Annotated in this window: 17 protein-coding genes and 1 tRNA gene; 13 read left to right on the forward strand and 5 right to left on the reverse strand. The window is 43.3% G+C overall.

The annotated features are described in order from the left end of the window. Positions 1-76: 76 nt before the first annotated feature. The 13 genes from DKW60_RS06865 (at position 77) to DKW60_RS06925 (ending at position 13,625) form a co-directional block, all read left to right on the forward strand. Positions 77-1,039 (forward strand): class I SAM-dependent methyltransferase, encoded by a 963-nt coding sequence (locus DKW60_RS06865; RefSeq protein WP_109836909.1) that lies wholly within the window; start codon positions 77-79, stop codon positions 1,037-1,039. A gap of 5 nt (positions 1,040-1,044) precedes the next feature. Further along, the gene (locus DKW60_RS06870; RefSeq protein ID WP_109836910.1) at positions 1,045-1,503 is read left to right on the forward strand and encodes a glycosyltransferase family 28 protein; all 459 of its coding nucleotides are present in this window, start codon (positions 1,045-1,047) and stop codon (positions 1,501-1,503) included. Then, entirely contained in the window at positions 1,500-1,982 is a 483-nt protein-coding gene (locus DKW60_RS06875; protein WP_109836911.1) for a glycosyltransferase, read from the forward strand. The genes DKW60_RS06870 and DKW60_RS06875 overlap by 4 nt, the downstream gene beginning before the upstream one ends. A gap of 3 nt (positions 1,983-1,985) precedes the next feature. Beyond that, a complete protein-coding gene (locus tag DKW60_RS06880; protein WP_109836912.1) occupies positions 1,986-3,299 on the forward strand; it encodes an oligosaccharide flippase family protein in 1,314 nt (437 codons plus the stop codon). Beyond that, a complete protein-coding gene (locus DKW60_RS06885) occupies positions 3,289-4,575 on the forward strand; it encodes a hypothetical protein (RefSeq protein WP_109836913.1) in 1,287 nt (428 codons plus the stop codon). Before DKW60_RS06880 ends, DKW60_RS06885 begins: the two co-directional genes overlap by 11 nt. Before the next feature lie 12 nt (positions 4,576-4,587). Then, complete coding sequence (locus DKW60_RS24475) at positions 4,588-5,037, forward strand: acyltransferase (protein WP_109836914.1); 450 nt, start codon at positions 4,588-4,590, stop codon at positions 5,035-5,037. After that, positions 5,034-5,966 carry a glycosyltransferase family 2 protein gene (locus DKW60_RS06895; RefSeq protein ID WP_109836915.1) on the forward strand — a complete coding sequence of 311 codons (933 nt, stop codon included), beginning with the start codon at positions 5,034-5,036 and terminating at the stop codon, positions 5,964-5,966. Before DKW60_RS24475 ends, DKW60_RS06895 begins: the two co-directional genes overlap by 4 nt. Beyond that, on the forward strand, positions 5,967-6,809 hold the full coding sequence (locus tag DKW60_RS06900) for a glycosyltransferase family 2 protein (RefSeq protein WP_109836916.1): 843 nt from the start codon (positions 5,967-5,969) through the stop codon (positions 6,807-6,809). A 124-nt stretch (positions 6,810-6,933) separates the two neighbouring features. Next, a complete protein-coding gene (locus tag DKW60_RS06905) occupies positions 6,934-8,322 on the forward strand; it encodes an undecaprenyl-phosphate glucose phosphotransferase (protein ID WP_146203442.1) in 1,389 nt (462 codons plus the stop codon). Positions 8,323-8,347: 25 nt separating this feature from the next. Further along, a complete protein-coding gene (locus DKW60_RS06910) occupies positions 8,348-9,427 on the forward strand; it encodes an acyltransferase family protein (RefSeq protein WP_181389609.1) in 1,080 nt (359 codons plus the stop codon). A gap of 314 nt (positions 9,428-9,741) precedes the next feature. Then, positions 9,742-11,955, forward strand: coding sequence for a GumC family protein (locus DKW60_RS06915; RefSeq protein ID WP_109836918.1), 2,214 nt, complete (start codon positions 9,742-9,744; stop codon positions 11,953-11,955). A 32-nt stretch (positions 11,956-11,987) separates the two neighbouring features. Continuing rightward, positions 11,988-13,097 (forward strand): hypothetical protein, encoded by a 1,110-nt coding sequence (locus DKW60_RS06920; protein WP_109836919.1) that lies wholly within the window; start codon positions 11,988-11,990, stop codon positions 13,095-13,097. Positions 13,098-13,103: 6 nt separating this feature from the next. Then, positions 13,104-13,625 carry a hypothetical protein gene (locus DKW60_RS06925; RefSeq protein WP_245929610.1) on the forward strand — a complete coding sequence of 174 codons (522 nt, stop codon included), beginning with the start codon at positions 13,104-13,106 and terminating at the stop codon, positions 13,623-13,625. Between the two features lie 60 nt (positions 13,626-13,685). Here the strand turns inward: DKW60_RS06925 and ilvN are convergent, their stop codons facing one another. The 5 genes from ilvN to pth all read right to left on the reverse strand — a co-directional run bounded on the left by ilvN (position 13,686) and on the right by pth (position 18,138). Next, a complete protein-coding gene (gene ilvN / locus DKW60_RS06930) occupies positions 13,686-14,180 on the reverse strand; it encodes an acetolactate synthase small subunit (protein ID WP_109836920.1) in 495 nt (164 codons plus the stop codon). 4 nt (positions 14,181-14,184) lie between these two features. After that, positions 14,185-15,888 (reverse strand): biosynthetic-type acetolactate synthase large subunit, encoded by a 1,704-nt coding sequence (gene ilvB, locus DKW60_RS06935; RefSeq protein WP_109836921.1) that lies wholly within the window; start codon positions 15,886-15,888, stop codon positions 14,185-14,187. 428 nt (positions 15,889-16,316) lie between these two features. Then, positions 16,317-16,393, reverse strand: a tRNA-Met gene (locus DKW60_RS06940). A gap of 57 nt (positions 16,394-16,450) precedes the next feature. Further along, positions 16,451-17,545: a redox-regulated ATPase YchF gene (gene ychF / locus DKW60_RS06945; protein ID WP_109836922.1), complete on the reverse strand. Its 1,095-nt coding sequence runs from the start codon at positions 17,543-17,545 to the stop codon at positions 16,451-16,453. A gap of 14 nt (positions 17,546-17,559) precedes the next feature. Further along, positions 17,560-18,138, reverse strand: a complete 579-nt coding sequence (gene pth / locus DKW60_RS06950) for an aminoacyl-tRNA hydrolase (protein ID WP_219988658.1) — start codon at positions 18,136-18,138, stop codon at positions 17,560-17,562. Positions 18,139-18,152 lie beyond the last annotated feature (14 nt).

Genomic DNA, 18,152 nt, shown 5'->3' on the forward strand with positions numbered 1-18,152 from the left:
TTGAACCATATTACAGCCATTTAACGACTAGCTACGCACCGAGCGAGTTAACAGAATATTTAGGAACAAAAACACAATGCAGTGTCGCATCTGTTCGAACCAGGAAAAAAACACCACCTACGAAGCCCGTGAGATGATGCTTGGCATCAGAGACATGCATACATACTTTAAGTGTGGTGAATGTGGCTGCCTACAAATTGCTAATGTGCCTGAAAATATACAGGAATATTATCCCGGTGATGATTACTATTCTTATGACCAAATAAAAACAGAAACGGGTCTTAAGAAAATGCTGATTACGCTGCGAGATCGCTATGCAGCAACAGGCCAGGGATTCATTGGTAAGCTATTACAAATGAAAATGCCTCATGACAAACTACCGAGGCTTCAACAAGCGGGTGTATCGGTTCAGTCTCGTATTCTGGATGTTGGTTGTGGTGCGGGTCATTTACTGCACTCGCTTAAAGAATGCGGCTTTGAAAACACACATGGTATTGACCCATTTAATGCTAAGAAAATTGAGTATGCCAATGGATTGACCATTGAGCAAAAATCAATTCATGAGGTCACCGAAGGTGGTTGGGATCTCATCATGATGAATCATTCCTTTGAACACGTACTTGATCAGCACGAGACACTGACACAAATTAAGAAATTACTAAGCCCCAACGGGGTATGCATGATACGTATCCCAACCGTAAGCAGTTGGGCTTGGGATCACTATGGTGTTAACTGGGTTCAGCTGGACGCACCGAGACACTTGTTCCTTCACTCCCAAGAAAGCATGCAATATCTGGCTGACAAAGTTGGCTTCGAGCTTCGCGATACGATTTACGATTCATTTGCATTCCAGTATTGGGGCAGTGAACAATACCTCAAAGATATTCCATTAAACGATGAGCGTTCTTATGCGGTCAATCCTGACAAGTCTATTTTCAGTGACCACCAAATACAAAGCTATGCAATCCGAAGCAAAGCGTTGAATGCCGAGCAACAGGGTGATCAGGCGGCATTCTACTTACACAATAAATCGGCATAAGTTGAATGACTAAGAAAAAGAAAATACTGGCTATCTCATCTCCGGGCGGTCATTGGATTCAGTTGAATAAAATCTGTAATGACATGGAACAGCGTTTCGACGTGGTCTATGCCACCGCGGGCACTCAGTATGGCTCACAAAAGAGTCATCGGAAGATTCATAACATTATGGATGCCAGTGCTGATAGCAAACTCAAGCTGATTCCTCTCGCGGTTCAATTACTAATTATTATGGCTAAAGAACGCCCTACTGCGATCATCTCGACGGGTGCTGCGCCCGGTGCTATCGCTGTTTTAATTGCAAAATTCCTACCCATTAAAACTATTTGGGTAGACAGCATTGCCAATGTTGCAAAATTATCCCGCTCCGGAGATATGGTAAAAAACCACGCGAACCTTGTCATCACTCAGTGGGAGCCCTTGAGTGATGGTACAAAAATTCGTTACCAAGGTTCTGTCTTATGATTTTTGTAGCAGTAGGTACACAATTCTCGTTTGATCGCTTAATCCAGTACATGGACGAGTGGGCACGTGATAATGAAGAAACTGTTGTTGCTCAGATAGGTGAAGGCAGCTATGAACCTAAACATATGCAATGGGAACGCTTTCTGAACGGTGATCAATATAATAAGAATATAAAAGAGTCCAGTGTATTTGTCTCTCATGCAGGCATGGGAAATATTATTAGTGCTCGTGAAAACCAGACACCTATCATTGTAATCAATCGTCAATATGAACTCGGTGAACACCGCAATAATCATCAGGCTGAAGGATTATTATGGATGGGAAAACTGCCGGGTGTTTACACTGCAGATACTCAGGAAACGCTTTACTCACAGCTTGAGTCACGTGACGCAATGGAGTCTCCGGAAGAATCAGACAATCAGAACCGTCAAAAGCTGGTTAGCTTTTTAGGTGACTATATAGACGGCAGTATCACCTGACCCATGCAGATTATTCAGAAACTCCTCCGTAATCCGCTCATTATTCAAAGCGCTTTGTCAATTATTGCGCGCTTTACCGGGGTTGCTTTAAACTTTGCTGTGGCGATACTGGTGACACGCCAACTAAGCCTTGGTAATGCGGGCGTCGTTTTCTTATTAATGACTTTTGTTGCCGGTGTTGCGTTAATCAGTCGAGTCGGTCTGGATCAATTGATAGTAAAAGAAGTCGCGAGCGCTCATGCCGATCACATTGACTTTAAATCAGCTTATTTAAAACATACGCACCTGCTCGTTCTCTACATCTCACTTGGTTTTGTCGCAATCTGGTTATTATTAAGCCCAACGATGCGAGATGCTTTTTTTCACAATGAAATTGAGCTCAATCAGTTAATGTGGGCGTCTGTGTGCATCATATTTTTTAACTTCATGATCGTGAATAGCTTTTATTTGAAAGCCGTTCAACAGTCCTCTTTATCGGTATTAACACAAAATGCTTTACCGGCAGTTTGTTTTTTACTGTTTATTGGTTTGGGTTGGTCATACTTCGGCTCGGGGCAAGGCCACATAATTATTTATATCGCCTCGCTTGTTTTAGCAGGCGCTTGCTCATTTATTATTATAAAGCCCTATGCAATTCGACGATTTAAAGCGGACCACAATGCCCCTCCTTTAAGTCAACTGTTTGTTAAATCACTACCACTGGCGCCCGTATCGCTGTTTTCATTTATGATGTTGTGGGCTGATACGGTCATGGTCGGTTATTTTCTCAACAATGAAATGGTCGCACTTTATAACGTTGCTGCAAAAATATCCTATATCAGTCTGTTTTTCCTCGGCGCGCTGGATGCAACAATTTACCCTCGCTTGTTAGCGGTATACAATCACCAACCTGAAAGGCTTTGGAACTTCTTCTGGCAAGCCACTGCACTCGTCATCGTCGTATTGCTTGTGGTTACCGGAATTATGTATGGTTTATCCGATCTTTTATTGGTCGTATTTAAACCCGAATACCTTGCAGCCTCAGGGGTGTTAGCACTGCTACTACTTGCACAACTACTACGTGCAGCTAGTTTAACGTTCTCGTTTTTATTTATTGCCAGAGAAAAAGTTCGTTTTTTAAACGTGTCACTGGCGATTGCAATGGTTGTTAATTTAATTGCAAATGTAGTACTCATTCCCAAGTACGGCATAGAAGGCGCGGCAATTGCGACGCTGATGGCTAATGCAGCCTTGGTTGCTTTAGTGATTATTTTGTTTTATCAGCAGAAATTGCTGACTCGTTCCCAAGTAAGTGAAGCCGCAACTTATGATTCTTAGAATACTGGCAATCCTGTTTATTATTTCCATCTTTATTCCGGTGGAATTCCACTACTTGCTGGGAAGCCTTCGCATCGAGTCCTATCGTATTGTATTAGGACTAGCTCTGGTTGTTAGTATTATCAATATTAAGCAAGTATTAGACAGGGCCGATATTGTCGATGTATTACTGGGTATATTCATTATCCTCGCCACCTTGAGCCTGATGTATAACCATGGTGTCCAGAAAGGCCTGGAGTCATCAGGGATTTTGGCGATAGAAGTGCTCGGTTCGTTCTATCTAGCCAGACTCTTTATCACCACTCCAAAACGCTATTACTCGGTGAACATGGCGTTTGTAACGATTCTGTCATTGGTATTAGTCTTTTCTCTGTACGAAGCATTTGCTCAGCACCGTATTCTGCACGAATGGGCAACAAAAATAACCGGCAATAACTCGCTGGATTATCGCTTATATACACACTATTACATTCGTTTCGGAATTATGCGGACAACCAATTTGTTTGCGCATCCGATACTGTACGGCACAATCGGGGCGATTTTCTTCCCGTTTGCCATATTGCTAGTGATCAATAAATTTAAGCTAGTGAATTTAGCAAAGGCGCTAGCATTACTGGTCGGCATGATAACCACGTTATCCTCAGCGCCACTTCTTTCAGTTGTTTTCCAAGGCGCAACAGCGGCATTAGCACACAACTGGCATGGCGCAAGACGATTGTGGTCCTCATTAATATTCTTTGCCTTTGCAGGCTTTTTATTAATCAACGCTCTGTCGAATCGTGGCTTCTTCGCAATCCTGATTTCTTACCTCACATTCAACCCAGTTACGGGTTACTACCGAATGTTGCAGTGGGAACATTCGATGGATGATATTGCTAATAACCCCGTAATGGGAATTGGCTTGCATGACTGGACACGCCCTGAGTGGATGAACTCCAGTATTGATAGCTTCTGGCTACTGGTGACTATGCAACATGGTGTGTTTGCAGGCTTTATTCTACTGCTGTGTTGCTTTATCGCTGTGTTCAAGGTGCTCGGCACACTACACAAACATCACCCTGCTGTGAAATGGATGGTTAGTTCATGGATTATGGCTTCCATGGCACTGATCCTGATCGGCTTCACGGTTGATTATTTCGGTAAAATTCAACCGATGTTCTTTTTTGTATTGGGCTCAATCAGCTGGGCACAATACCATGAGCAGCTGTCTGATTCGGTGACTCGCTTAAGCAGAATCGCCCAGATTAAGGCCGCTTATAAACGAAAAATGAAATAAGGCACGCGCACTATGAGAGCACGCTTCGTTAACCAACGTATGTTTATGGTACTGGTAAATATTCGTAATGGATTGTTGTATTTTAGAACGTGGTACTATCGCACGATCTATGGCATGAATATCGCCCCAGATGTACGGCTATCTTTTAAGGCACGCATCGACAAAACCAATCCCAAAGGCTTAACCATTGGTGAAAAAACGATGGTGACTTTTGATGCCATTGTGCTTTCACACGACTACTCAACCCGAAAGCACAGTGCGCAGACCAAAATTGGCTCTCATTGCTTCATTGGTTGTGGCTCTATTGTGCTGCCCAATGTCACTATCGGTGACCATGTTATCGTCGCAGCAGGAAGTGTAGTAACGAAAGATGTACCGTCAAATAGCATTGTTGCCGGCAACCCGGCTAAAGTCATTGCGAGCGACATCCAAACGATCGAGTATGGGATGCTAGCGGAATGAGCAAGGTCGACATCATACTGGTATCCTATAACACTGCTGAATACACGGTTCGGGCTATTGAATCCGTTTTTGAACAGACAAAGCAAACTGACATCAATCTGATAGTCGTTGACAATGCATCCACTGATAACTCAGTAGAGCGCATCAAACAAACATTCCCGGATGTTAAGTTAATAGAAACAGGTGCTAACTTAGGTTTTGCTGGCGGTGTTAACGTTGGTGCCAAAGCGGGCGATGCAGAATATATATTACTACTAAACCCGGATACGGTCATTTTGGAAGGTGCTATTGATAAGTTGGTTTTATTCGCAGAGCAGCACCCACAATCAGGGGTTTGGGGTGGTGTTACACTGAACAATGACCTTAGCCTGAATCCAAACAATGCGCGAGCCAGAATCGACTTCCGAACGTTACTCTTTAGTGCATTAGGTTTAAGTAAGCTATTCAATAAGAGCTGCTTCTTTAATCATGACAACTATGGCTGCTGGGATCGCAAGTCTGAGCGAGACGTTGATGTAATCACCGGATGCTTCTTTCTGACTCCAAGAACGCTTTGGGAGTCCCTGAACGGCCTTGATGAAACCTTCTTCATGTATGCTGAAGAGGCGGATTACTGCATTCGAGCTATTGAAAAAGGCCATCAACCAAGAGTGACACCAACTGCCAGAATTATTCATCATGGCGGCGTGAGTGAAGTGGATCTATCCGGCAAGATGATCAAACTGCTAAAAGGCAAATCACACTTTATAAAAAAACACGAGCCAAGCTGGAAGCAGCCCATTTTTAAAGGACTTCTCCTGCTGCACGTTTTTAACAAGTATATTTCAAGTTCACTAGTCGCTTTGATTGAGAAAGACAAGCAAGCACTTAGTAATGAGTGGCGCAAAATTTTCAAACAAAGACAGAGTTGGCTGGCGGGGTACCAATAAATGGCGACAGTAATTGTTCCTGCACATAACGAATCAAGCGTGATTGAAGCATGTCTTGACAGCATCATCAATCAACAAGAAATTGATCATGTGATTGTTGCTTGTAATGGCTGCACTGACGATACAGCTGACATTGTTAGAAAAAAATATCCTGACGTGCATTGTCTGGATATTAAAAAACCATCAAAGGTAAATGCACTCAACGAGGCCGAAAACTACGCTCGTGAACTTGGCTGGAGTTTCCCTGTCTACTACATTGATGCTGACACCAGAATCAGTGCTGATTGTATTCCAACAATCAACCGATACCTTGAGTCTGAAGAAATTTTATTAGCTGCCCCCACGCCAATAATTGATACTTCACAGTCATCGTGGTTAGTCAGAACTTATTACAAAGTCTGGACCAATTTACCCTATATAAAAGAAGGTGTGATTGCTACCTGTAGCTATATCATCACAGAAAAAGGAAGAGAGCGATTCGAGACGTTTCCCGATGTCATCAATGATGATGGATTCATCCGCTGTAATTTCTGGAACCGTGAAATAAGTAACGTTCCGGGTGCTGAGATTTATATCAATGCCCCACGAGACATTTACTCTCTCATAAAAATTAAAACACGTGCACGATTAGGCAATATGCAATTACTTGCCGCTGATTTATGCAAAGTAAAAGAGAACAAAAAATACGGAAGTGTCATGCGCTCTAAACTGCTAAGTAAAGAGTGGTTCCCGACGATGATTTATATCGGGATCGCTACTATCATTAGGTTTCGGTCAAAAATGCAGTTTAACCAGTTAAAGGACTACCGTTGGGAAAAAGACATGTCCTCTCGCAATGCATGATTAGTATACAATGCACAGAAATAATAACGAATACATTCTTATTGAATGTGATTAAAAAAATTGAACCAATACTGTGTCTGGTAACCCCCACTAATAGACAGTATAAAACCCGAAAAGAAAGAGGATGACCGTGGACGATAAAAGAATAAGCTCGGAGCTAATATATCGCTTAGTAGACATCTCGGTAATACTGTTACCTTTAATGGTCGGTGCGTTTTACACTCATTTTTATAATGTGCAAGGCTACTTAGTTGCAGGACTATCAGCTGTTGTACTATTCGGCCTGTATGGACGATTCACCGAAATATACACCTCATGGGGCGGAAGACCGATTCGTGATGAGGCTGCAAGAATTGTGGTTGCTTGGCTACTAACGTTCCTATCGATGGTGTTTATTGCTTTTATATCTAAAACGAGTGAACACTTTTCTCGTGTAGTCTTGCTTGCATGGCTACTTATTACACCAGTATTACTTATCACTGCCAGACTCATGCTTCGTCAGCTATTTTCACACCTGAAGCGCTTGGGTATGAACAATCGCTCTGTCGCAATCGTCGGTATGACTGAAAACGGCTTAAGATTTGCCAGAGACCTCGAAAACAACCCTGATTTTGGTTACAGAATTGCGGGGTTCTATGATGAGCGTCAGAGTGAAACCCCAAACAATTTTGGCGGCTACGCAAACCTCGGTAATTACCAAGACATGATCAGTTCCGCACGCCAGGGCGAGTGGGATCAAATTTACTTTGCGCTACCTGTTGAAGCCAAGCAGCGCATGCATGCTTTGTTGGACGATCTGTCAGACAGTGCGACCCCTATCCGCTTACTACCTGATTACTTCACAACCAACCTGCTTCACAGCAAGTTTATTGAGATTGCGGATACTCCGGTACTTTGTATCTACGATTCGCCGTTTTCATCAGATCATGCCCTTATCAAACGATTGGAAGATATTTTCTTTGGTAGCGTGATACTGACACTGATCTCGCCAGTACTACTCGGTATTGGACTGGCTGTTAAACTGACTTCCAAAGGCCCGATCCTGTTTAAGCAGACCCGATATGGCTTAAAAGGTGAGAAGATTCTGGTTTGGAAATTCCGGACTATGACGGTCTGCGAAGATGGTGACAACGTACGTCAGGCACAACGTGATGACGACCGCTTTACGCCTATTGGTCGCTTCCTGCGTCGTACCTCACTGGACGAATTACCTCAGTTTATTAATGTCCTTCAAGGCAGAATGTCTATCGTAGGCCCACGGCCTCACGCTGTTGCACATAATGAACAGTATCGTTCACTGATCCCTGGCTACATGCTCCGCCATATGATTAAACCTGGCATAACTGGCTGGGCACAAATTAACGGCTGGAGAGGTGAGACTAATACGGTTTATAAAATGAAGAAGCGCGTCGAGTTTGACTTGGAATATATGCGCGAATGGAGCTTATTGTTGGACCTGAAGATCATCTTCTTAACAGTGACTCGTTCTTTTATCGATAAAAACGCTTACTAACAACAGATTTCCCAGAGTTGCTGCTTTGCAAATTAATCAAATTACATTTACGCGGTTCATAGCCGCGTTAACCGTTGTATTCTTCCATTACGGTACTCATGCATTTCCAGCAACCTTTAGCTGGTTAAGCGAAAGCGTTACAGCAGGTCCCATTGCGGTAAACTACTTTTACGTACTTTCTGGCTTTATTATGGCAATTGCCTATTATCAGCCGCACAACCCAGCACCGCTGAGTAAACGTAAGTATTGGATCGCCCGCTTTGCACGAATCTACCCTGTCTACTTAGTTGCACTGTTGTTAATGGCAGTTGCGAGTTCCAGTGAAGTTGTCAACAACCCACTAGCTTTACCGCTGCATGTGACTATGTTACAAGCGTGGGTTCCTGGGTATCCGATGACACTTAACAACCCTGGCTGGTCATTGTCTGTAGAAGCTTTTTTCTATCTTTGCTTCCCATTTTTGCTAGCGTTGATTTATCGAACCGGACTCAAGTACCTGACAATAGTCTGCTTCGTACTTTGGCTTATCACTCAGTTTATCCTGTTAACAGGAATCAATAGCCCTGAGTATACTGGTAAAAGCTTGCTACATGATTTTGTGTATTACCACCCATTGATGCACATCAACGCGTTTATTGCTGGATTACTTTGCGGAGTACTTTACAAAAGCAAGGCTGATTCTCTCAAATCTCCGAACCCGGTTTTGCTCTTAGGATCACTTTTATTGATCGTGATGCTTCTTGAATTTAGACCATTTTTCGAGAACATAGTGGGCTATAAACTTGCATATACTAATGGATTGATCGCACCAGTATTTTTATTATTTATTTGGTTACTCGCATCAACCAAAGGACGCATTCAAACACTGCTGAGTCACCCTACCCTAATCTTGTTAGGCGAGGCGAGCTTTTCTCTGTATATACTGCAAAAGCCAGTCTATGGGCTCTACAACAGAATACTCGAACCTCGGCTGGGGCTAGGCGAGGTAGCGGATTTTTATGTGGCACTTATTTTGTTAATTATTCTCTCGATTGCTTCTTATAAGTTGTTTGAAACACCTGCCAGAACCTATATAAACAAGGCATTGGCAGCTAAGCCAACATAGCTGAATAATTAATCTTTTAATATCAAAGAGATAAGATAACTAAGCATGATTGTGCTTGAGCGGTGTAGTTGCTATTATGAGCCGATATTTAATAAGCCACTTGTTCCCGTTAATATGCCGTAAATACCTCTCGCAGCATGATTGCGAACCGATAAAACAGGCTTATCTACTTTAAAGGCTTGTTTATCTACATGCGTTTGAATTACGCATGTAAACCACTAACAATGGTCGGAAAATAAGAGCTAGAGAAAATCAGGAACGACTATCTAGCTAAACCAGAATAACCCTATTATCAAACTAGATGACAGAATTTTATGAGTGTTGACAATAACCAGAGACTCCCCTCCCGAGTCACGAATAACCAAGCGGCGAGCGGTCAAGTTGTTCCCCATCCGAGCACTATATACCCTGAGGAGCTACTCGAGCCATCAAACGGTCTTAACCTAAAAGACTTCATTGTCATCATTACCCGTCGTAAGTGGTTAGTTACTACAATTGCACTCCTTACTCTACTTGCTGTTATCCTTATCACTCTGATGATAAAGCCGGTTTACCGTGCCACATCGACCATTCAGATTGAACGTAACGCTAAACAAATTGTTAGTGGAAACACTTTCGATGCAATTGAGTCCCGAAGCGATAAAGACTTTCACGAAACGCAAAGACAACTTATTCAAAGTAAAGCATTAGCTGGCCGGGTTATCAACCAACTGGGGCTTGACACAAAAGATACTTCTTCTGGCTTAGTTAGTAGCATAAAGAAGGCTCTGGGTATGTCTTCGGCTGACCAAAGCAATGCAGAAAGAACCGAAGCATTATTCCTAGACAACCTAACGGTCCAGCCAGTCAGCAACTCTCAGCTGGTTAGTATTAACTACGACTCTACTGACCCTAAACTAGCTGCTGACATCTCAAACGCCATTTCTAGAACATTCGTTAGAATGAATCTCGAAAAGCGATTTGACACAGCATCTTATTCTAAGGATTTTCTGAGTGAAAACATTCAGAGAGTTCGTCAGACACTAGAGAAGTCGGAGCAAGCCCTCAACGACTATGCCAAACAATACGGCATTGTTCAGGATATTGACGGCGAAAGCACGGACACTCACTCATTAAAGAAACTGAGTGAAGAGCTTGTTAAAGTTGAACGCGAGCGTATCGAAGCCGAAGCACTCTATAATCAGGCCAAAAATGCTGACACTGACAACCCGACCATTATCGCTGTTCTGTCAAAAGACCCAACACTGCAGGAAAAGGGTAATGAATTAGCGCTGATGATCGCTGACCGAAATGCACGAATCCAACGTTCCAGTTCAGGTACGAGTCGTACCATTCGTAACCTAACGGCTAAAATCGAAAGACTGCGCGCAGAGATCAACGCACAATCAAGCACGGTTCTTTCTTCACTGAAGTCTGAAGCTGATACTGCTAAAAACCGTCAAGAGCTAATCAGAGAACAACTCGCTGAACTCAAGAATAATGCTATCGCGACTCAAGGCGACAGTATTAAGTACAACACCCTGAAAAGAGAAGTTGAATCAAACCAGGCGCTATATACCGACTTACTACAGCAGCTCAAGACTGTAAATGTTGCTAGTACGGTTGGTACCAACAATATTAGCATCATCGACAAGGCCGGTGTTCCTTACGAGAAGCACAAACCAAAGCTACGTAACAATGTCGCTTTTGGTCTGCTACTTGGCCTCATGCTTGGAATGGGCGCAGCGTTCTTGCGTGAGTTCATGGATGATACTTTAAAAGGGTCAGATGAGCTTGAAAGAACAACAGGACTTCCGGTACTAGGTCTACTACCAAATATCAAAAACCAGCCTGACGAGCACACTGCACTTCTGGCACACATGGAACCGAGGTCTCCTCTGGCAGAAGCTATCCGTTCATTACGCACTAGCCTAAAGTTCTCTACTCAGTACGGTGCACCACGTACAACCTTTATTACCAGCTCTAATCCGGCTGAGGGTAAAAGTAGCATTGCGCTAAACTTAGCAACTGCATATGCGCAAGTTGGCAGTAGAGTATTACTAATTGATGCAGATTTGCGTAATCCAAGCATTCACCATCTGCTAAAGTTAGATAATCTGGAAGGTCTAACCAATTATCTTGCAGGTGCAGGAGAAGCGAGTGCCATCAGCCGACCTTGTCTGATTAAACAGCTGCGAGTAATTACTTCAGGTCCAATTCCACCTGATCCGGTTGAGCTGTTATCAGGTAATCGTATGACCGAGCTGCTCGATCTGGCCAAGAATGAATTTGATTACATTATTATTGATGGACCTCCAGTCATTGGTCTGGCAGATGCATTAGTACTGTCTAACTTGTCCGATGCAACCATTCTGACAGTACAAGCTGGCATAACCAGAAAAGCCTCTCTGATGGCTGCCCTGAAGCGATTAGAGCGCAGTAGTGGTAATATCATTGGGACGTTGTTGTCACGGGTAGATCGAGCTAGTAACCCTGAATATAACGAGGACAGTTACTATACATATACAAGTCCAAATCGTAATGTGTAGACATGGCTGAATAATAAACTTTAGTGAATCCTATGAATAAATCAGCGATCCAGTTTGCTTTATATTTACACGAGTACCCTGAAGCAGGCTTGCAGCAGTGGCATCTAATGCGGACATTACCTCACGGTATGACTGAGATGCTACAAACTGCCGCCTCGGCTCAAAAGCGGACTGAGGTCGCTCATTCATTAGGCGTTGACGAGAACAACTTTCAACAAGCACTCGTTAAGTTTTTACAACTAGTCATCTCTGACAGCCAAAAAAGCCCCTATCGTGGCTTAGCAACCAGAGATCAAACTAGCTTGGATGTTTGTAAGAAGCACAAAAAATTACTGCAAAATATATTTCATCCAGACAAGTTCCATCATGAAAAGTCACATCAACTGATTCAGCAAATTCAACAATCCTATGATGAAGTGATCGCCTTGAACTCTAAAACAGACATGACAACAGATACACCCCAGTTTACTTCTGATACAGGCTTTTATAACTCAGAACACAACGACTCTGTGATGGAGTTTCAGGTTAACCATGCACCACGTCCAAGCAGTGCATACAGAAGGCACGAATCAAAGAAGCAAACGAACTACTTATTGGTTGCAGGAATAGCCGGACTAGCACTTGCCAGCTTACTGGTAGTCATTATAGTTCCGTCTAATCCTCAGGAAATGGTTCGCCAAGCAGTTATCACTGACACAACCATCCCTTCTACACCTGAAAAGAAGATTATTCTGGCTGGCTCAACCAGCACCACTAACACTAGTTCTCGCTCTTTAGGTAGCCAATACCAGAGCGCTAACAGTAATGATAGTTCTCGCATACAAGTGCTTCTAAATGAGTTTGAAAGAGGTCTTGAAGGTGACTTGATTAACGAGCTGCTCCGCACAAAAAACCCGTCACAATCCTCTAAGCAAATTATGAATTTATTTGCATCTGCTGATCAGAAAAAAGTACTGCTTCATAACTTCTCCTGGAGCCTGACAGAACAAGGATTCTATGGCGAAGGTGAGTTCTTGGTTCGCTTCCAGTTTAGTGAACAGAACCAGTGGGTGACTCGCAAAGGTAAGAGTTCAATAGTACTGTCTGACAATGACTCTAAATTATTAATCGAACAGTTCCACTTCGAAGACAATCTACACTAATAAAAAATGTCATCAGATGTTTCGAGTATACCTGCTCATCAAGATGTGATCAGACTCAGGGATGCTGACTTTAATGAAGTCGCAAAACTGCTAAGCCAGTATGGCTTAACACTCAACCTCACACATGACAACACAGACATACCCGGCAGTTTCTGGGGTGATGACGAGGCAGGGCTTATCGCAGATCAAGTCTATGCCCGCACTGACACTCCCCTACACTCAATCCTGCATGAAAGCTGCCATTACATTTGTATGGATCAGAGTCGTCGTCGTGAACTCCACACCAATGCCGGAGGCACTGCTGATGAGGAAAACGCTGTATGTTATTTACAGATCATCCTATCCAATGAGTTAACGTGTATGGGCGCTAAAATGATGATGAAAGACATGGATAGTTGGGGATATAGTTTCCGCCTTGGATCTTGCGCAGCATGGTATCAAGACGATACTGTCGATGAAGTTGAATGGTTGTTAAGCCACGGCATTATTACTGAAAGCAACAAACCGACTTTTTTACTACGCCAATAAAAAAGCCAGACAAATTAACTCGTCTGGCCTTATGAAGTATATAAAGTCTAGACTACTTACTTATATTTTAAGCGAGTTACTACCTCGAGCTATACCAATACATCCAGAGCGGACAACCTCGATTATTATCTGATCCTGCATCGCTTCAAGAAAGGCATCGAGCTTCTCGCCTTGACCTGACACTTCAATAGTAAACGTTTTATTGCTTAGATCAATAATTTTACCTCTGAATATATCGGCTACTTGTTTGATCGATGTAATCGCATCAGTATGTTTTGCCTCAACTTTCAATAACATCATCTCACGTTCAATATATTTGAAGTCCGACAAATCTGAAACCTTAACGATCTCAATAAGCTTGTTCAGTTGCTTGATAATTTGCTCAATGATCTGCTCACTACCACTGGTTACCAGAGTTAGGCGAGATAGACTATCATCGTCCGTCGGTGCCACAGACAGTGACTCGATATTGTAACCACGTGCTGAAAACAAGCCGACTACACGAGACAACGCACCTGATTCATTTTCCATTAAAATTGAAATTACATGTCGCATAGGGCTATACCAAAATCATTTCATTCTGCCCTGCGCCTGCAGGAATCATCGGATAAACATTCTCTTCAGGATTCGTAATGAAGTCCAGAAAGTACAAACGTTGCTTGTTGTCAATCGCTTCTTTTAAAGCACCCTCTACATCAGCCGGATTCTTAATTTGTAAGCCTACATGGCCATAAGCCTCAGCTAACTTGACAAAATCCGGTAACGAATCCATGTATGACATGGCGTAGCGTTTTTGATAGAAAAACTCTTGCCACTGACGAACCATACCAAGATATCCATTATTCAAAGAAATAATATTCAGAGGTAATTGATACTGCAGGCAGGTTGCCAGCTCCTGAATACACATCTGGATACTGCCATCACCCGTAATACAAGCAACTGTTTCATCCGGATGTGCCAACTGAACACCCATGGCTGATGGTAAGCCGAATCCCATTGTCCCTAAACCGCCAGAATTGATCCAACGGTTCGGCTTATCAAAGCGATAATACTGTGCCGCCCACATCTGGTGTTGTCCGACATCTGAACAAACAAAGGCATCGCCATGGGTCAGTTGCCACAGCTTATCAATGACATACTGCGCTGTAATGAGTTCTTCGCCTTGGTCATAACGCAGACAGTCTGTCTTACGCCACTCGTTGATAGTATTCCACCACTCAGTATTTGCCTCTTTATCCGGTTTTTCGTTGCGCTTCTTAAGCTCATCGATTAAATCAGCCAACACCTGCTTCACATCACCCACGATAGGGATATCAACCATGACATTTTTTGAAATAGAAGCCGGATCAATATCTACATGGATGATTTTTGCATTCGGGCAAAACTTTTCAATATTCCCGGTTACGCGGTCATCGAAGCGAGATCCGATCGCAACCACCAAATCAGACTTATGCATTGCCATATTAGCTTCATACGTCCCATGCATACCAAGCATCCCAACGAACTGCGGATCGCTGGCAGGAAACGCGCCCAAGCCCATTAACGTGTTGGTAACAGGATAGTTAAGCATTCTAGCGAGCTCTGTCAGCTCACTTGAGGCTCCGGATAGGATAACGCCGCCACCGGTATACAAAATCGGTGTTTTAGCTTCTAACAAAGCGTCAGCAGCCAGACGAATTTGTCTCGGATTGCCTTTGTTATTAGGATTATAAGAGCGAATGTTGACCTCTTCAGGGTACTCAAATTCACACTTTTCCTTGCCGTCAGTAATATCCTTGGGGATATCAATCAACACAGGCCCTGGACGACCGGTACTGGCTATGTAAAAAGCTTTTTTGATAGTCGGCGCTAAATCTTCAAGCGACTTCACCAAAAAGTTATGCTTAACACAAGGACGTGTAATGCCGATGATATCAACTTCCTGAAACGCATCGTTTCCAATCAAAGCACGGGGTACCTGACCTGTAAACACAACCAATGGAACAGAGTCCAAATGCGCATCTGCTATACCAGTCACTGCGTTGGTAGCACCTGGTCCGGAGGTAACGATTGCAACACCCACCTTATTGGTAGATTTTGCGTAGCCTTCCGCGGCATGAATTGCTGCTTGTTCGTGACGGACTAGGATATGGTCAATGTCAGCAGCCGCTTTATCTAGCTCATCATACAAAAACAGTACTGCGCCACCAGGATATCCAAAAATAGTATCCACGCCCTCTGCCTTCAGACTCTCAACGAAAATCTTGGCTCCGGATAATTCCACTAGCTTTCTCCTGATATAAATGCAAAGTCACGCGGAGCGAAAGCCCTTTCGAGCTAAGTATTGCGCCGCAAAAGTACGTCATAATAATATGCTTTTACGTTTAAATCATCCCCAGAATTTGTATTGCTGAACATATTGATAAAGAAGATACCAATCTGAATGTAATTAGCTCTAGATTCAAGCCGTTAGGCTCTAACATAGTCCTTAATAATTCATGACCGTCGATATGCTATCTAAGTATCGTTCTTAAAGCCAATGCACACCAATTGAATAATATTAACACTACTAAAAGGTACTGATATCTATGGTACTAACACCGCTATGGATAAGGGGTAATGGATTCTATGTGAGTGGCTTTTTTACAGGCACAAAAAAACCCGGAAAACCGGGTATTTTTGGCGTTTCTTAATTATTAAGAAACTGTGTAATGGTGGCTACACCGGGATTCGAACCTGGGACCCCATCATTATGAGTGATGTGCTCTAACCAGCTGAGCTATGTAGCCAATCAATTCGTCGAGGGTGCGAAATATAGCGATATCCCCGACGGCTGTCAACCGTGTTTATACATTAAATCTAAAATGAACCACATCGCCTTCCTGCATGATGTAATCCTTACCTTCCAGACGCCACTTTCCGGCATCTTTTGCGCCCGCTTCACCATTACACTCAATGTAATCATCGTAGCCAACTACCTCTGCGCGAATAAAGCCTCGCTCAAAGTCAGTATGTATACGTCCGGCACCATTAGGGGCAGTAGCACCGACTGCAACGGTCCATGCGCGTACTTCTTTCTCACCTGCAGTAAAGAAGGTCTGAAGATTCAACATGCTATATCCTGCACGAATAACCCGATTTAAGCCCGGCTCTTCTAAGCCGAGATCAGCCAAAAACTCCTGCTGATCCTCATCATCCAATTGGGACAACTCTTCTTCTAGTGAAGCACAGACAACGACCAATTCAGCCCCCTCTGTTTCAGCTTGTTTTCTCACCGAATCCAGCAACGGGTTATTCTCAAAACCATCATCATTAACATTAGCAATAAATAATAGCGGTTTAATTGTAATCAGCGTTAACTCACGAACCAATAGTCGCTCATCATCTGTAAAATCGAACGAACGTGCTGGTTTAGCTTCACCTAAATGTTCATACAAACGCTCATAGAGCTCTTTTTGGGCGAGGGCGTCTTTGTTACCAGAGCGTGTGTTTTTCGTTACACGTGTAATTGCGCGCTCAACAGAGTCAAGGTCAGCCAGTGCCAGCTCAGTATTGATTGTTTCGATATCTGCCAGCGGATCAACTTTTCCATTCACGTGAATGATGTCATCATTCTCAAAGCAACGAACGACCTGAGCAATCGCATCTGTCTCACGAATATGGGACAAAAACTTGTTCCCTAAGCCTTCACCTTTTGATGCTCCTTCGACCAAGCCTGCGATATCCACAAACTCCATTGTTGTTGGAATAATCCGCTCTTTAGGCTTCACAATATCAGCCAGCGCCTGCAAACGTAGGTCAGGTACAGGCACAATACCGACGTTGGGCTCAATTGTACAAAACGGATAGTTTTCAGCCTGAATTCCAGCTTTAGTCAAAGCATTGAATAGAGTCGATTTGCCCACATTTGGCAAACCAACGATTCCACATTTAAAACCCATGATCGTTACCTTAACTATTTTGTGTGCAGAGTGTTCATAACCTTCTGCATATCACCAATAACAATTCTTTCAATCTCATCAGCCGCATCATCGATCGTCCGACGAATCTCTATTTCATCAGAGGCAGATGGACGCGACAACACATAATCAGCGACTTTCTTTGCATCACCGGGATGTCCGATACCCAGACGTAAGCGCCAATAATCTTTGCCTATCTGAGCATGTAAATCGCGAAGGCCATTATGCCCGCCGTGACCACCGCCATTTTTCAGACGCACTGTACCGGGAAGAATATCTAACTCATCGTGAGCGATTAGAATTTCATTGGGAGAAATTTTGAAAAATGACGACAGTTGTTTAACCGATAAACCACTGCGATTCATAAAGGTTGATGGCTTAAGAAGCCAGACAGTTGAGCCCGCAATGTCAATCTTGCAGCACTCGCCAGAGAAGCGGCTCTCAACCTTAAATATACCATTGTATCGACGAGCAAGCTCATCAACAAACCAAAACCCGGCATTGTGCCGGGTTCCGTCATACTTAGTACCAGGATTACCAAGACCCGCGATCAGTTTTATCGCTGAACCAGCCACGTATTGGGACTCCT

This window comes from Leucothrix pacifica, from assembly GCF_003172875.1.
Classification (GTDB): domain Bacteria; phylum Pseudomonadota; class Gammaproteobacteria; order Thiotrichales; family Thiotrichaceae; genus Leucothrix; species Leucothrix pacifica.

Excerpts from the sequence above, each read along its gene's own strand:
- DKW60_RS06925 (WP_245929610.1), top strand. The coding sequence starts at position 13,104 with ATGTCATCAGATGTTTCGAGTATACCTGCTCATCAAGATGTGATCAGA.
- DKW60_RS06870 (WP_109836910.1), top strand. The coding sequence starts at position 1,045 with ATGACTAAGAAAAAGAAAATACTGGCTATCTCATCTCCGGGCGGTCAT.
- ychF (WP_109836922.1), bottom strand. The coding sequence starts at position 17,545 with ATGGGTTTTAAATGTGGAATCGTTGGTTTGCCAAATGTGGGCAAATCG.
- DKW60_RS24475 (WP_109836914.1), top strand. The coding sequence starts at position 4,588 with ATGAGAGCACGCTTCGTTAACCAACGTATGTTTATGGTACTGGTAAAT.
- DKW60_RS06865 (WP_109836909.1), top strand. The coding sequence starts at position 77 with ATGCAGTGTCGCATCTGTTCGAACCAGGAAAAAAACACCACCTACGAA.
- DKW60_RS06895 (WP_109836915.1), top strand. The coding sequence starts at position 5,034 with ATGAGCAAGGTCGACATCATACTGGTATCCTATAACACTGCTGAATAC.
- ilvN (WP_109836920.1), bottom strand. The coding sequence starts at position 14,180 with ATGCGACATGTAATTTCAATTTTAATGGAAAATGAATCAGGTGCGTTG.
- DKW60_RS06900 (WP_109836916.1), top strand. The coding sequence starts at position 5,967 with ATGGCGACAGTAATTGTTCCTGCACATAACGAATCAAGCGTGATTGAA.
- DKW60_RS06905 (WP_146203442.1), top strand. The coding sequence starts at position 6,934 with ATGACCGTGGACGATAAAAGAATAAGCTCGGAGCTAATATATCGCTTA.
- DKW60_RS06875 (WP_109836911.1), top strand. The coding sequence starts at position 1,500 with ATGATTTTTGTAGCAGTAGGTACACAATTCTCGTTTGATCGCTTAATC.
- DKW60_RS06920 (WP_109836919.1), top strand. The coding sequence starts at position 11,988 with ATGAATAAATCAGCGATCCAGTTTGCTTTATATTTACACGAGTACCCT.
- DKW60_RS06885 (WP_109836913.1), top strand. The coding sequence starts at position 3,289 with ATGATTCTTAGAATACTGGCAATCCTGTTTATTATTTCCATCTTTATT.
- DKW60_RS06880 (WP_109836912.1), top strand. The coding sequence starts at position 1,986 with ATGCAGATTATTCAGAAACTCCTCCGTAATCCGCTCATTATTCAAAGC.
- DKW60_RS06915 (WP_109836918.1), top strand. The coding sequence starts at position 9,742 with ATGAGTGTTGACAATAACCAGAGACTCCCCTCCCGAGTCACGAATAAC.